The 12,949-nt window shown below is 72.6% G+C and carries 9 protein-coding genes; 1 reads left to right on the top strand and 8 read right to left on the bottom strand.

Annotation, left to right across the window (positions count from 1 at the left end; translation table 11 throughout):
• Positions 1–98 precede the first annotated feature (98 nt).
• The 8 genes from AB0G63_RS03640 to rsmI all read right to left on the bottom strand — a co-directional run bounded on the left by AB0G63_RS03640 (position 99) and on the right by rsmI (position 11,007).
• Positions 99–1,937 carry a PQQ-binding-like beta-propeller repeat protein gene (locus AB0G63_RS03640; RefSeq protein WP_360743644.1) on the bottom strand — a complete coding sequence of 613 codons (1,839 nt, stop codon included), beginning with the start codon at positions 1,935–1,937 and terminating at the stop codon, positions 99–101.
• Between the two features lie 75 nt (positions 1,938–2,012).
• Positions 2,013–3,869 carry a PQQ-binding-like beta-propeller repeat protein gene (locus tag AB0G63_RS03635; RefSeq protein WP_360743642.1) on the bottom strand — a complete coding sequence of 619 codons (1,857 nt, stop codon included), beginning with the start codon at positions 3,867–3,869 and terminating at the stop codon, positions 2,013–2,015.
• Between the two features lie 245 nt (positions 3,870–4,114).
• Complete coding sequence (locus AB0G63_RS03630; RefSeq protein ID WP_360743640.1) at positions 4,115–5,932, bottom strand: ABC-F family ATP-binding cassette domain-containing protein; 1,818 nt, start codon at positions 5,930–5,932, stop codon at positions 4,115–4,117.
• Between the two features lie 489 nt (positions 5,933–6,421).
• Positions 6,422–7,351 (bottom strand): 4-(cytidine 5'-diphospho)-2-C-methyl-D-erythritol kinase, encoded by a 930-nt coding sequence (locus tag AB0G63_RS03625; protein ID WP_360743637.1) that lies wholly within the window; start codon positions 7,349–7,351, stop codon positions 6,422–6,424.
• 130 nt (positions 7,352–7,481) lie between these two features.
• Positions 7,482–8,348 (bottom strand): 16S rRNA (adenine(1518)-N(6)/adenine(1519)-N(6))-dimethyltransferase RsmA, encoded by an 867-nt coding sequence (gene rsmA, locus AB0G63_RS03620; protein WP_360743634.1) that lies wholly within the window; start codon positions 8,346–8,348, stop codon positions 7,482–7,484.
• A gap of 129 nt (positions 8,349–8,477) precedes the next feature.
• A complete protein-coding gene (locus AB0G63_RS03615; protein WP_360743631.1) occupies positions 8,478–9,392 on the bottom strand; it encodes a TatD family hydrolase in 915 nt (304 codons plus the stop codon).
• Positions 9,393–9,433: 41 nt separating this feature from the next.
• A complete protein-coding gene (locus AB0G63_RS03610) occupies positions 9,434–9,913 on the bottom strand; it encodes a hypothetical protein (protein ID WP_360743628.1) in 480 nt (159 codons plus the stop codon).
• Between the two features lie 233 nt (positions 9,914–10,146).
• Entirely contained in the window at positions 10,147–11,007 is an 861-nt protein-coding gene (gene rsmI, locus AB0G63_RS03605; protein ID WP_360743625.1) for a 16S rRNA (cytidine(1402)-2'-O)-methyltransferase, read from the bottom strand.
• A gap of 96 nt (positions 11,008–11,103) precedes the next feature.
• On the opposite strand from rsmI, the gene AB0G63_RS03600 reads away from it, so the two are divergent.
• Positions 11,104–12,858: a phospholipid carrier-dependent glycosyltransferase gene (locus AB0G63_RS03600; RefSeq protein WP_360743622.1), complete on the top strand. Its 1,755-nt coding sequence runs from the start codon at positions 11,104–11,106 to the stop codon at positions 12,856–12,858.
• The last annotated feature ends 91 nt before the right edge of the window (positions 12,859–12,949 follow it).

Here is a 12,949-nt window from a genome sequence, read left to right as displayed (position 1 = left end):
GGTCCTGGGCGGTAAGCGCGACGGCCCCGTCCCCTCGAACAGGGATTCCCTGAACGGGGGCGGGGCCGCCGGGGCGTGCGACGGGCTGGGCCGACGGGTCAGCCGCCGGTGCCGAAGGCGAGCGCCAGGTACTCCTTGTCCTCCGCACTCGACGGCTTGTCCGCGTAGATCGCGGACAAGTACAGGCGGCCCTGCGAGTAGATGATCTCGGAGTAGTCCGGGGACATGCTGGTCTCCGCGTCCCGCACCGACTCCGTCGCCGGGTTCTCCAGGAGCTTGGTCTGCTTGAGGGAGTCCCCGTCGATGCTGACGATCTGGCCGCCCTTGTCGTACGGCGGCCGCTTGTACGCGATCAGGTTGCTGCCGTCCATGCGCAGCGGGGTGATGGTGTAGCCGTCGCCGGAGTCGGCCCGCCCGCCGGTCATCCTGCCGGTTGACAGGTCGAAGGCGACGATCTCGTTGGCCCGCCCGTACGTCCCGGAGGTGTCGGCCTCCTCGGTGGGCACGTAGAGCCGGTCGGCGCCGACGGCGAGTCCGGTGCAGTACTCGATCTTCGTTATGCCGTCGCAGCGGGCCGCGTACTGGTCGCCCGGCGCCGAGATCCGGGTGCGCAGCTCGCCGGTCTTGTTGTCGATGGAGAAGAAGTCGGAGATGCCGCTGCCGTCGCCCGCGCTGTCGCCGACGTCGGCGGCCACGACCAGCGGGTCGGTCGACACGACGGCGGCGTACTCGATGCCGTCGGTCATCTTGTACTCCGAGATCACCTTCCCGGACTTCGGGTCGATGGTCTGGATGTGCAGCTGCCGCTGGTCGTACGAGCCGCACTTGCGCACCGCGACCAGCTTCGGCCCGCCGCCGTACCCGGCGTCGTAGCAACTGTCGGTCGCCTTCGGGGCCCACAGCGTCTTGCCGTCGGAGATGTTGAACGCCGCACCGCCGCTGGTGCTGCCCACCGCGACCGTCTCCGCGCTGACCGTGACGTTGTCCAGGCTGATCAGGCGGTCACCGGACTTGACCGTCTTGGTCCACAGCTTTTTGCCCGCGTTCAGGTCGAGCGCCGCGACCTGGCTGCAGCCGTGCGACGGCTCCGCCTTGGTGGGCATCGCCGGCTCGTACACGATCGCCGTCAGGCCGGTGTCGGTGGTGTGCGGGCTGGCCTGGCACACCGGGCCGGGCAGCTTGATCGTCCACAGCTTGGTGCCCTTGGCCGGGTCGTAGCCGTCGATCTCGGCGACGCCGCTCTTGACGTACGCCTTGCCGGTGAGCCACGAGCCGGAGACGACGACGCTGCTGTCGCCCTTGACCTGGGGCGCCGGGATCTGGAAGAGGACCTGGGCGCTCGGGTCGGACGGCACCTTCTCCTCGCCGCCGGAGGCCGTGCCCCCGGTGTCGCCCTTGTCGTCCTTCCCGTCCTTGCCGCCGGTGCCGCCGCTGGAGCTGGCGGTGTCGTCCTTCTTGCCGTCGTCCTTGCCGGACGAGTACCAGATGCCGCCGCCGATGATCAGCGCGATCGCTGCGACGGCCGCGACGATGATCAGCACCTGCGGGTTGGGCTTCCGCCCGCCGGCCGACCCTCCCACCTGCGGGTACATCGGCACAGTCGCCTGCGGATAGCCGTAGCCGGGCTGCTGGCCGTACGGGTTCGGCTGCTGGCCGTAGGGATTTGGCTGCTGGCCGTACGGGTTCGGCTGCTGGCCCGGGTAGCCGTAGCCCGGCGGCGCCTGCGGGGTCGGGGTGGTGGGTGGCTGCTGGGGCTGCTGGGGCTGCTGGGGCTGCTGGGGCTGCTGGGGCTGCTGGGGCTGCTGCGGGTAGCCGTAGCCCGGCTGCGGCTGCTGCGGCTGCGGCTGCGGCTGCGGGGGCTGCGGCTGGTCCTGGGGCGGGCCGAAGCCGCCCTGCTGCGGGGGCTGGTTGGGCGGCGGAGGCGGCGGCTGGGTCATGACGCGGGTACCTCGGGAACGGGGGTGGCGGACGGCGGGCGGAGATGCGGCGGAAGGGTCACTTGCCGAAGGCGGTCACTTGCCGAAGGCGAGCATCAACTTCTCCTTCGCCTCGTCGTTGCCGGTCAGCCGGGTCGAGGAGAGGTAGAAGCGCCCGTCCACCCAGTCGAAGGCCTTCGAGTAGAAGCCGTTCTCGATCTCGGCGGTGCTCTGCGGGTTCTGCAGCAGCTTGACCGGCTTGTGGCCGGAGCCGCTCGTCGGGATCGCCACGACCTGGCCGCCCGCGTCGTAGGACGGCTCCACGTACGCGATGAGCTTGCCGCCCTCGACCTTCATCGGCAGCATCGACTCGTCCGCCGGGGACTTGACGCGCCACTTCTCCTTGCCGTTCGCGAGGTTTATCGCCACCACCTCGTTCGCCCCGGTGGTCGCCTCCGTGGGCAGGTACAGGGTGTTGCCGTCGACGGCCACGCCCTGGCAGCCCTGCAGGTCACGCTGGAGGATGGCCCAGCCGCACTCGGGGGCGAAGTCCTCGTCGAAGCCCACCTGCGAGCGGAACTTGCCGCTGGAGGTGAAGGCGGCGATGTTCCATGCCTTCTTGTCCTTGTTCGTGCTGTAGACGACCAGCGGGTCGAGGGAGTACGTGCGCGCGATCGTCCAGCCCTTGTCGAACTTCTGCGTCCACTTCGCCTTGCCCGTCGCCGGGTCGAGCTCCTGGATCTCGTCGTGCTCGTTCGACCCGGTGGCGTCGCAGGACGCGACGGAGATCAGCTTGCTGCCGCCGGCGAAGGCGGTCGGGAAGCAGGACTCGCCGTACTTCGTCTTCTCGTACAGCTTCTTGCCGGTCGCGAGGTCGTAGGCCACCCCGGACTGCGAGCGGCCCACCATCAGCGTGTTCCCGGTGATGGACATGCTGATGGTGATCGCGCTGTCGAACAGCGCGCCGTCGCCGATCTTGGTGCTCCAGCCCTTCTCGCCGGTGTTCAGGTCGAGTTGCTGGAGCTGGTTGCACTTGGCGCGGTCGCTGGTGCCGCTCTCGTACGCCACGACGACCTTGTCGTCGGCCGACTTCTGCGGGGTGACGGCGCAGACCTTCTGCGGCAGGGTGATCGGGTCCCAGGCGGGGTTGCCGTCGCCGACGTTGTACGCGGAGACCTGCTTGTAGGCCGCCTTCACCGCCGCCTTGTCGGTGATCCACATGCCGGGGGCGTCGGCGCCGGAGCCGGGCGCGTCCGGGGCCTCCTTGTACCAGAGCACCTTCGCCTCACCGGCCTGGCGGCCGGCGTTGAAGTTCTCCGGGTCCGCACCGCCGTCGCCGCTGCCGTCACCGGGGTTGACCGGGGCGGAGGCGGACGCGGATGCCTTGGGGTCGTCGCTCTTCCGGGCGACCGGCTTGCCGTCGCCGTCGTCGCCCCCGCTGGTGACGGCGAAGACGGTGCCGCCGATCACGGCCAGCGCGGCCACCGCCGCGGCGACGACGAGGGCGGGCCTGCCCTTGAAGGGGTTGCCGGAGCCGGAGCCGGGCGGCGGGGTGCCGGGCGCGCCAGGGTATTGCGGCTGCGGGTAGCCGTAACCGGGCTGCTGGCCGTACGGCCCCGGCTGCTGCGGCTGACCGTACGGGCCGGACTGGCCGGACTGCCCGTACGGGCCCTGCGCGTACGGGCCCTGCGCGTACGGGCCGGGCTGCGGCTGGCCGTAGGGACCGGCGGGCTGCTGGCCGTACGGGCCGGGCTGCTGCGGAGGTTGGGGGGCCTGGGGGGCTTGGGGGGCCTGGGGGTAGCCATAGCCGGGCTGGGGCGGGCCGGACGGCGGGGTCTGCGGGGGCGGCGGGGTCTGCGGAGCCCCGAAGCCGCCCTGCGGCTGCTGCGGCGGCTGGTCCTGCGGTGCTCCGAAACCGCCGGGCTGCGGCGGCTGGTTGGGCGGCTGAGTCATCAGCGCCTCTCCCCCTCGTTCACTGATTTTTAGCCAGGCCCTGCGGCACATGACGGACCCAGAGTGATACTCAGACAGTTCTCAGACGGCCCTTTGTATCACCCGGCACCGACAGCGAAGGGGGCCGTGTCCTCCCCTGTTCCCAAGGGAGGACCGGCCCGTGATGCCCTCGTTACGCGCCTTCACGGCCCCTTCACGCGGCGCGCGCGGCACGTTCGCGTGGGGTCCCGGTGCGGCGCGGACTTCTAGGCGTCTTCGGCCAGTTCCAGCCAGCGCAGCTCCAGCTCCTCGCGCTGGCCGGCCAGGTCCCGCAACTCCGCGTCGAGTTCGGCGACCTTTCCGAAGTCGGTCGCGTGCTCGGCGATCTGGGCGTGCAGCTTGCTCTCGCGCTCGGAGACCTTGTCCAACTGCCGCTCGATCTTCTGCAGTTCCTTCTTCGCCGCCCGCTGATCGGCGGCGCTCCGCTGGGGGGCTCCGGCGTCGTCGGCGGGCTTCTCGGCGACCGGCGCCGAGGCGGCTGCCGCCTCCTCCATGCGGTGGCGGCGCTCCAGGTACTCGTCGATGCCGCGCGGCAGCATCCGCAGCGTCGCGTCGCCGAGCAGCGCGAACACCCGGTCCGTGGTGCGCTCGATGAAGAACCGGTCGTGCGAGATGACGATCATCGAGCCGGGCCAGCCGTCGAGGACGTCCTCCAGCTGGTTGAGCGTCTCGATGTCGAGGTCGTTGGTGGGCTCGTCGAGGAAGAGGACGTTGGGCTCGTCCATGAGCAGGCGGAGCAGCTGCAGGCGGCGGCGTTCACCGCCGGACAGGTCGCCGACGGGCGTCCACTGCTTCTCCTTGTTGAAGCCGAACGTCTCGCACAGCTGCCCGGCCGTCATCTCCCGTCCCTTGCCGAGGTCGACGCGCTCGCGCACCCGCTGCACGGCCTCCAGCACGCGCAGGTTCGGGTCGAGTTCGCCCACCTCCTGCGAGAGGTAGGCGAGCTTGACGGTCTTGCCGACGGCGATCCGGCCGCCCGCGGGCTGCGCCTCGCCCTCCGTCCGCGCCGCTTCGGCCATCGCCCGCAGCAGGGAGGTCTTCCCGGCGCCGTTGACGCCGACCAGGCCGATGCGGTCGCCGGGTCCGAGCTGCCAGGTGACGTGCTTGAGCAGCACCTTCGGGCCGGCCTGCACGGTGACGTCCTCGAGGTCGAAGACCGTCTTGCCGAGCCGCGAGGAGGCGAACTTCATCAGCTCGCTGCTGTCACGCGGCGGCGGTACGTCCTTGATGAGCTCGTTGGCCGCCTCGACCCGGAAGCGGGGCTTGGAGGTGCGGGCGGGCGCGCCGCGCCGCAGCCAGGCCAGCTCCTTGCGGACCAGGTTCTGCCGCTTGACCTCCTCGGTCGCGGCGATGCGCTCGCGCTCGGCGCGCGCGAAGACGTAGTCGGAGTAGCCGCCCTCGTACTCGTACACGGTCCCGCGCTGCACGTCCCACATGCGCGTGCAGACCTGGTCGAGGAACCAGCGGTCGTGGGTGACGCACACGAGGGCGGAACGCCGCTCGCGCAGGTGTCGCGCCAGCCATGCGATGCCCTCGACGTCGAGGTGGTTCGTCGGCTCGTCCAGGACGATCAGGTCCTGCTCGTCGATGAGCAGCTTGGCGAGCGCGATACGGCGTCGCTCGCCGCCGGAGAGCGGGCCGATGACGGTGTCCAGTCCCTGCGGGAACCCCGGCAGGTCGAGGCCGCCGAACAGTCCCGTCAGCACGTCCCGGATCTTCGCGTTCCCGGCCCACTCGTGGTCGGCCAGGTCCCGGATGACCTCGTGGCGGACGGTGGCGGCCGGGTCGAGGGAGTCGTGCTGGGTCAGCACGCCGAGCCGGAGCCCGCCGGAGTGCGTGACCCTTCCGGTGTCGGTCTCCTCCAGCTTGGCCAGCATCCGGATCAGGGTGGTCTTGCCGTCGCCGTTGCGGCCGACGACACCGATGCGGTCCCCTTCGGAGACGCCGAGGGAGACGCCGTCGAGGAGGGCACGGGTGCCGTACACCTTGCTGACGTTCTCGACATTGACCAGGTTGACGGCCATTTCTCTCCTGCCCGGGGGGATCGGTCAGCCTCCCAGCGTAATGTGCGCCGGCCGGTGGGCGGTCGCAGCGGTCACTGCACTGCCCTGGGCACCGTCCGGCGCACGACTTGACTCCACGCCCGGCGCCCACGACTCCGCGCGTCACGCCAGGCGTGCACTGCTCCGCTTCACGCCAGGCGTGCGCTGCCTCGCCTCACGCCTGGCGCGCACCACTCCGCCTCACACCCGGCGCGCATACTTCGTCCCGCGCCCAGCGCGCACCACTTCGCCTCGCGCTCGGCACCCGGCGCCCGGCGTCCGCGACTCCGTGTCACGCCTGGCGCGTGCTGCTCCGCTTCACGCCCAGGCGTGCGCTGCCTCGCCCCAAGCCAGGCGTGCACCACCCCGCCTCGCGCCCGGCACGCACGCTTCGTCCCGCGCCCGGCGTCCGCTACTTCGCTTCGCGCCGGGCCTGCGCCTTCACTCCCGCGCCGGGCGGGACGGCGTTCGTCAGGCGCCGGCGTGCACGCTCTCGTCGCGCGCCGCGCCGAGCACCGTAGCGCCGGGCGCCGGTCCCGACGCCGTACGCACCGTTCGGCACGTGCCCGATGCGTGCAGGGCCTGGGCCACCGCGGCCGCCGACCGCGGGTCGCGGGCGAGGAACGCCGTGGTCGGGCCCGAGCCCGAGACCAGCGCGGCCAGCGCGCCCGCGGCGCGGCCGGCCGCGAGGGTGGCGGCGAGTTCGGGGAAGAGCGAGAGGGCGGCGGGCTGCAGGTCGTTGGAGACGGCGGCGGCGAGCGCGTCGGGGTCGCCCGTCGCGAGGGCGTCGAGCAATTCCCGGGAGGCGACCGGGGCGGGGATCTCGACGCCCTCCCCCAGCCGGTCGAACTCGCGGAAGACGGCCGGCGTCGACAGCCCGCGCGCGGCCATCGCGAACACCCAGTGGAAGGTGCCGCCGACCTCGAGGAGCTCCAGTTTCTCGCCCCGCCCGGTACCGAGCGCCGCGCCGCCGACCAGGCTGAACGGCACGTCGCTGCCCAGCTCGGCGCAGATGTCGAGGAGTTCCTCGCGCGAGGCGCCAGTGCCCCAGAGCGCGTCGCACGCCGCCAGCGCGCCCGCGCCGTCCGCGCTGCCGCCCGCCATGCCGCCGGCCACCGGGATGTCCTTGGCGATGTGGATGTGCACGTCGGGACGGAGCCCGTACCGCGCGGCGAGCGCCTCGGCCGCGCGTGCCGCCAGGTTCGTGCGGTCGAGGGGGACCTGGTCGGCGTCCGGGCCCTCGCAGGTGACGCGGAGTTCCTCGGCCGGGGTGACCGTGACCTCGTCGTACAGACCGACCGCGAGGAAGACGTTGGCCAGGTCGTGGTACCCGTCGGGGCGGGCGGCGCCCACCGCGAGCTGGACGTTGACCTTGGCGGGCACGCGTACGGTGACGCTCACTGCTGACCGGGCTCCTTGTTGTCGGCGGGCTGAGCTGGGCGGACTCGGCGGACTGGGCGGGCTGAGCCGAGCGGACCCGGCGGGCTGGGCCGGGCGAATCCGGCGGCCGGGGCCGGGGCCGGGCGGCGGGTCATGCGGGCCGGCGGTGCTCGGCGATGCGCGCGAACTCCTCGACGGCCAGGGCCTCTCCGCGCGCCTGCGGCGACACCCCGGCGGCGACCAGGGCCGCCTCGGCGGCGGCGGCCGATCCGGCCCACCCGGCGAGCGCGGCCCGCAGCGTCTTGCGCCGCTGGGCGAACGCGGCGTCGACGACGGCGAACACCTCGGCCTTCGAGGCGGTGGTCCTGACCGGCTCGGCGCGGCGGACGAGCGAGACCAGTCCGCTGTCGACGTTCGGAGCGGGCCAGAAGACGTTGCGGCCGATGGCACCGGCCCGCTTGACGTCGGCGTACCAGTTGGCCTTGACGGACGGGACGCCGTAGACCTTGGAGCCGGGGGCGGCGGCGAGGCGGTCGGCGACCTCCGCCTGGACCATGACGAGGGTGCGCTCGATGCTCCGGAAGGTGTCGAGCATGTGCAGCAGGACGGGGACGGCGACGTTGTACGGGAGGTTCGCGACCAGCGCGGTCGGCGGCGGGCCCGGCAGTTCGGTCACGTGCATCGCGTCGGAGTGGACCAGCGCGAAGCGGTCGGCGCGCTGCGGCATGCGGGCCGCGACGGTGGCGGGCAGGGCGGCGGCCAGCACATCGTCGATCTCGACGGCGGTGACGCGGTCGGCGGCTTCCAGCAGCGCGAGGGTGAGGGAGCCGAGCCCCGGGCCGACCTCCACCACCACGTCGTCCGGGCGGACCTCGGCGGTGCGGACGATGCGGCGGACCGTGTTCGCGTCGATCACGAAGTTCTGGCCGCGCTGCTTGGTGGGGCGCACTCCGAGGGCGGCCGCCAGTTCGCGGACGTCGGCGGGGCCCAGGAGGGCGTCGGGGGTGGGGCTGCTCACGGCGACAAGGGTACGGGGCGCCGGAGCGGCCCCGCTCACCCGTGCGCCCGCGCCCGCGCCCCACGGTGCGGCCCGAGGCACCGGGGGCCCGGGGCACGGGACACGGGGCACGGGGCACGGGCGCCCCGGCTACGCGGGGTCGCACACCGTAGGCGCGTACCCGAACGCGCGCGCGGTGTTCGCCGCGAGTGCCGTGGCCAGCGCGTCCTCGTCGATGCCGCGCACGGCGGCCATGGCGCGCACGGTGACCGGCACGAGATATGGGGCGTTGGGGCGGCCGCGGTAGGGCGCCGGCGTCAGGAAGGGCGCGTCCGTCTCCACCAGCAGCAGTTCGAGGGGGGCCACCGCCAGGGCGTCCCGCAGGTGCTGGGCGTTCTTGAAGGTGACGTTGCCGGCGAAGGACATGAAGTACCCGGCGGCGGCGCACACCTCGGCCATCTCGGCGTCCCCGGAGTAGCAGTGGAACACCGTCCGCTCCGGCGCGCCCTCCTCCTTCAGCACGCGCAGCACGTCGGCGTGGGCGTCGCGGTCGTGGATGACGAGGGCCTTGCCGTGCCGTTTGGCGATCTCGATGTGGGCGCGGAAGGAGCGCTCCTGGGCCTCCTTGCCCTCGGGCCCGGTGCGGAAGTAGTCGAGCCCGGTCTCGCCGACGCCCTTGACCTGCGGCAACGCGGCCAGCCGGTCGATCTCGGCGAGGGCCTCGTCGAGGCCGGCGTTCCCACCCGGCTCCCGCGCTCCCTGCCTGGACCAGCCGTCGGGGTCGCCGTGCACGATGCGCGGAGCCTCGTTGGGGTGCAGGGCGACGGCCGCGTGTACGGCGTCGTACGCGGCGGCCGTCTCGGCGGCCCACTGCGAGCCGCGTACGTCGCACCCCACCTGGACGACCGTCGTCACGCCCACCGAGGCGGCCTTCGCGAGGGCCTCCTCCACCGTGCCGGACTGCATGTCGAGGTGGGTGTGGGAGTCGGCGACCGGCACCCGGAGGGGTTCCGGGAGCGGAGGCGCCGCGTGCTTGTCGCGGGAACCGGAGGCGTTCGAAGGCATGCCCCGATCCTACGGAAGGGGCATGCCGCCTCAGCGGGTGATCAGCTCGCCCTGCGGTGGAAGGGGTGCAGGAGATCGGACAGCTGCCAGTGACGACGTTCCCCGGCCCCCGCGCCCCCCGCGGCCGCCACGGCCTCGGCGGCCCGTGCCGCCGCCACGGATGCCTGCGCGGCCTGCGCGGTCTCCGCGACCGGCACCCGCGGCGCCTCCACCGGCCCGGCCTGCGGCACCGTACGGTGCCGGTGCACCGCGTCGCGCACCGAGGAGACCTGGCCGGCCCGCATGATCCGGACGACGTGGCTGTCGCAGTTGAAGCACGTCGGCCTGCTCAACGGCGACGGCACGACCTCGCCGTCGGCCACGTACATGACGAACTCCTGGCCGTCGGCGTCGGTGTGGTGCTCTATCTCGTACGACTGCTCCCAGCCCTGCCCGCAGCGCATGCAGGCGAAGGAATAGGACTCGTGCACGACGGCGGTCGCCGCGCGGCGGAAACCGGTCTGCCCTGCGATCTCGCTCATGCCAGCTCCTCTGGTCCGCTGGACACAGGGACGGGTGCGTCCCTGCCACCAGTGGACGCTTCTACCGGCGCGAATGCATCAGGCCTGCCGAGTGTTGGATCCGATTTGGACACTGCTTGCCGAAACGGTCCCGCTCGCCCGGTCTGGCTTTCCCTCCACGATAGCCCTTTTGCCTGCCCGTGGGGCGCCCGCTCAGTAGAGATGCGCCCTGCTCAGAGGGGGTACGGAAGGTCTCAGGGGGCACTCTGGGAAGCCGCGTTCTTCGCCGCCACAACGGCGTCGAAGACCTCCCGTTTGGGCAGCCCGGCCTCCGCCGCCACCGCCGCGATGGCCTCCTTGCGCCGCTCCCCCGCCTCCTCCCGCACCCGCACCCGGCGCACCAGCTCCGCGGCGTCGAGTTCCCCGGGCGCCTGCTCCGGAGCGCCCTCGACGACGACGGTGATCTCGCCCCGCACGCCCTCGGCAGCCCAGGCGGCGAGCTCCCCCAGACCGCCGCGCCTGACCTCCTCGTACGTCTTGGTCAGCTCCCGGCAGACGGCGGCCCGGCGCTCGGCGCCGAAGACCTCCGCCATGGCGGCGAGGGTGTCGTCGAGCCGGTGCGGGGCCTCGAAGTAGACGAGCGTGCGCCGTTCCCCGGCCACCTCGCGCAGCCGCGTGAGCCGCTCGCCGGCCTTGCGCGGCAGGAACCCCTCGAAGCAGAACCGGTCGACGGGCAGCCCGGACAGGGCGAGCGCGGTGAGCACGGCGGACGGGCCGGGCACGGCGGTGACCCGGACGTCCTTCTCGACGGCCGCCGCGACCAGCCGGTAGCCGGGGTCGGACACCGACGGCATGCCGGCGTCGGTCACCAGCAGCACGCGCGCGCCGTTCACCAGTTCCTCGACCAGCTCGGGGGTGCGGGCGGACTCGTTGCCCTCGAAGTACGACACCACCCGCCCCCTGGGGGTGACGCCCAGCGCGTGCGTCAGCCGCCGCAGCCGCCGGGTGTCCTCGGCGGCGACGACGTCGGCCGCCGCGAGTTCCTGCGCGAGCCGGGGCGGCGCGTCCGCGACGTCACCGATGGGGGTACCGGCCAAGACAAGGGTTCCAGTCACGCCCCCATCCTCCCAGTGCCCCGCCGGACGGGACGCATCCGCACCGGTACCGGCCATGCACGGGACTCACACAGCGCGGTTCCCTACGATGGCGCGGTGACCAGTACCGCGTCCTCCACGGACACCCGGCAGGGCCAGTCCCCGCACGACCCGCGGCCGTCGTGGCAGCAGCGGCTGCGCCGCTTCGGCTACCGGGCGGGGCCCGGAGACGGCGACGTGCGCGAGCGTCTGGTGCCCCCGTACGCCGAGCCCGCCCCGCGCCTGTGGCAGGTCCTCGGTGTGCCCCCGACGCTCGCCGACCGGTTCACGCGCTGGTCGGGCTGGGGCGGCCCGCTGCTGGTCACGCTGTTCGCGGGCCTGATGCGCTTCTGGAACCTGGGCAGCCCGAAGGCGGTGATATTCGACGAGACGTACTACGCCAAGGACGCCTGGGCGCTCGTCCACCGCGGCTACGAGGTCAACTGGGACAAGCTGGGCAAGAACGCCAACGACCTGATCCTGGCGAAGAACGGGCACGTCACGATCCCGTCGGACGCGGCGTACGTGGTGCATCCGCCGGTCGGCAAGTACGTCATCGGGCTGGGCGAGCTGATCTTCGGGTTCGACCCGTTCGGCTGGCGGTTCATGACCGCGCTGCTGGGGACGCTGTCGGTGCTGATGCTGTGCCGCATCGGGCGCCGGCTGTTCCGCTCCACCTTCCTCGGCTGCCTCGCGGGCGCGCTGATGGCCGTGGACGGGCTGCACTTCGTGATGAGCCGCACCTCGCTGCTCGACGGGGTGCTGATGTTCTTCGTGCTGGCCGCGTTCGGCTGCCTGCTGATCGACCGCGACACGGCGCGCGCGAAGCTCGCCGCCGCGCTCCCGGTGGGCCCCGACGGCCGGGTCCGCCCGGACGCGGACGTGGCGGGAAGCCTGAGCATGCTGTGGCGGCCGTGGCGCTGGCTGGCCGGCCTGATGCTGGGCCTGGCCATCGGCACCAAGTGGAACGGCCTGTACGTCATGGTGGCGTTCTGCGTGATGAGCGTGCTGTGGGACGTCGGCTCCCGCAGGGTGGCCGGCGCCCGCCACCCGCACACGGCGGTGCTCAAGCACGACGTGGGCCTGGCCTTCCTCGCCACGGTGCCGGTCGCGCTGGTGACGTACCTGGTCTCGTGGACCGGCTGGATCCTCTCCCCGACGGACGGCTCCGGCGGCTACTTCCGCAACTGGGCCGCGACCGACGGCAAGGGCGGCAACTGGACCTGGCTGTTCCCGGACTGGTGGCGCAGCCTGTGGCACTACGAGCACGAGGTCTACAAGTTCCACGTCGGCCTGTCCTCGCCGCACACCTACCAGTCCAACCCGTGGAGCTGGATCGTCGACGGCCGCCCGGTCTCGTACTTCTACGAGTCGCCCTCGCCCGGCACGGACGGCTGCCCCGTCGACGCGGGCGAGAAGTGCGCGCGCGAGGTGCTGGCGCTGGGCACGCCGCTGCTGTGGTGGGCGGCCGCCTTCGCCGTCGTCTACGTCCTGTGGCGCTGGCTGCTGCGCCGCGACTGGCGGGCCGGCGCCATCGCCTGCGGCGTCGCGGCCGGCTACCTCCCCTGGTTCCTGTACCAGGAGCGGACGATCTTCTTCTTCTACGCCGTCGTCTTCGTGCCGTTCCTGTGCCTGGCGGTGGCGATGCTGCTCGGCGCGATCGTCGGACCGCCCGGAGCCGGCGACACCCGCCGGGTGGCCGGGGCCACCGGCGCGGGCGTGCTGGTGCTGCTGATCGCCTGGAACTTCATCTACTTCTGGCCCCTGTACACCGGCACCTCCATCCCGATCGACGACTGGCGTTCGCGGATGTGGCTGGATACCTGGGTGTAGCGGGCCCGGCCCGGCGGTCTTCGGACAACAAGGGAAACTCCCCTCACAGCCGCCTCTCACGCTGCTTACCCTGCGGGCATCCGACGGGGAA

It is taken from the genome of Streptomyces sp. NPDC020996, assembly GCF_040641355.1.
In the GTDB taxonomy this organism is placed as follows: domain Bacteria; phylum Actinomycetota; class Actinomycetes; order Streptomycetales; family Streptomycetaceae; genus Streptomyces.
This window is presented reverse-complemented; position numbering and strand designations above follow the sequence as displayed.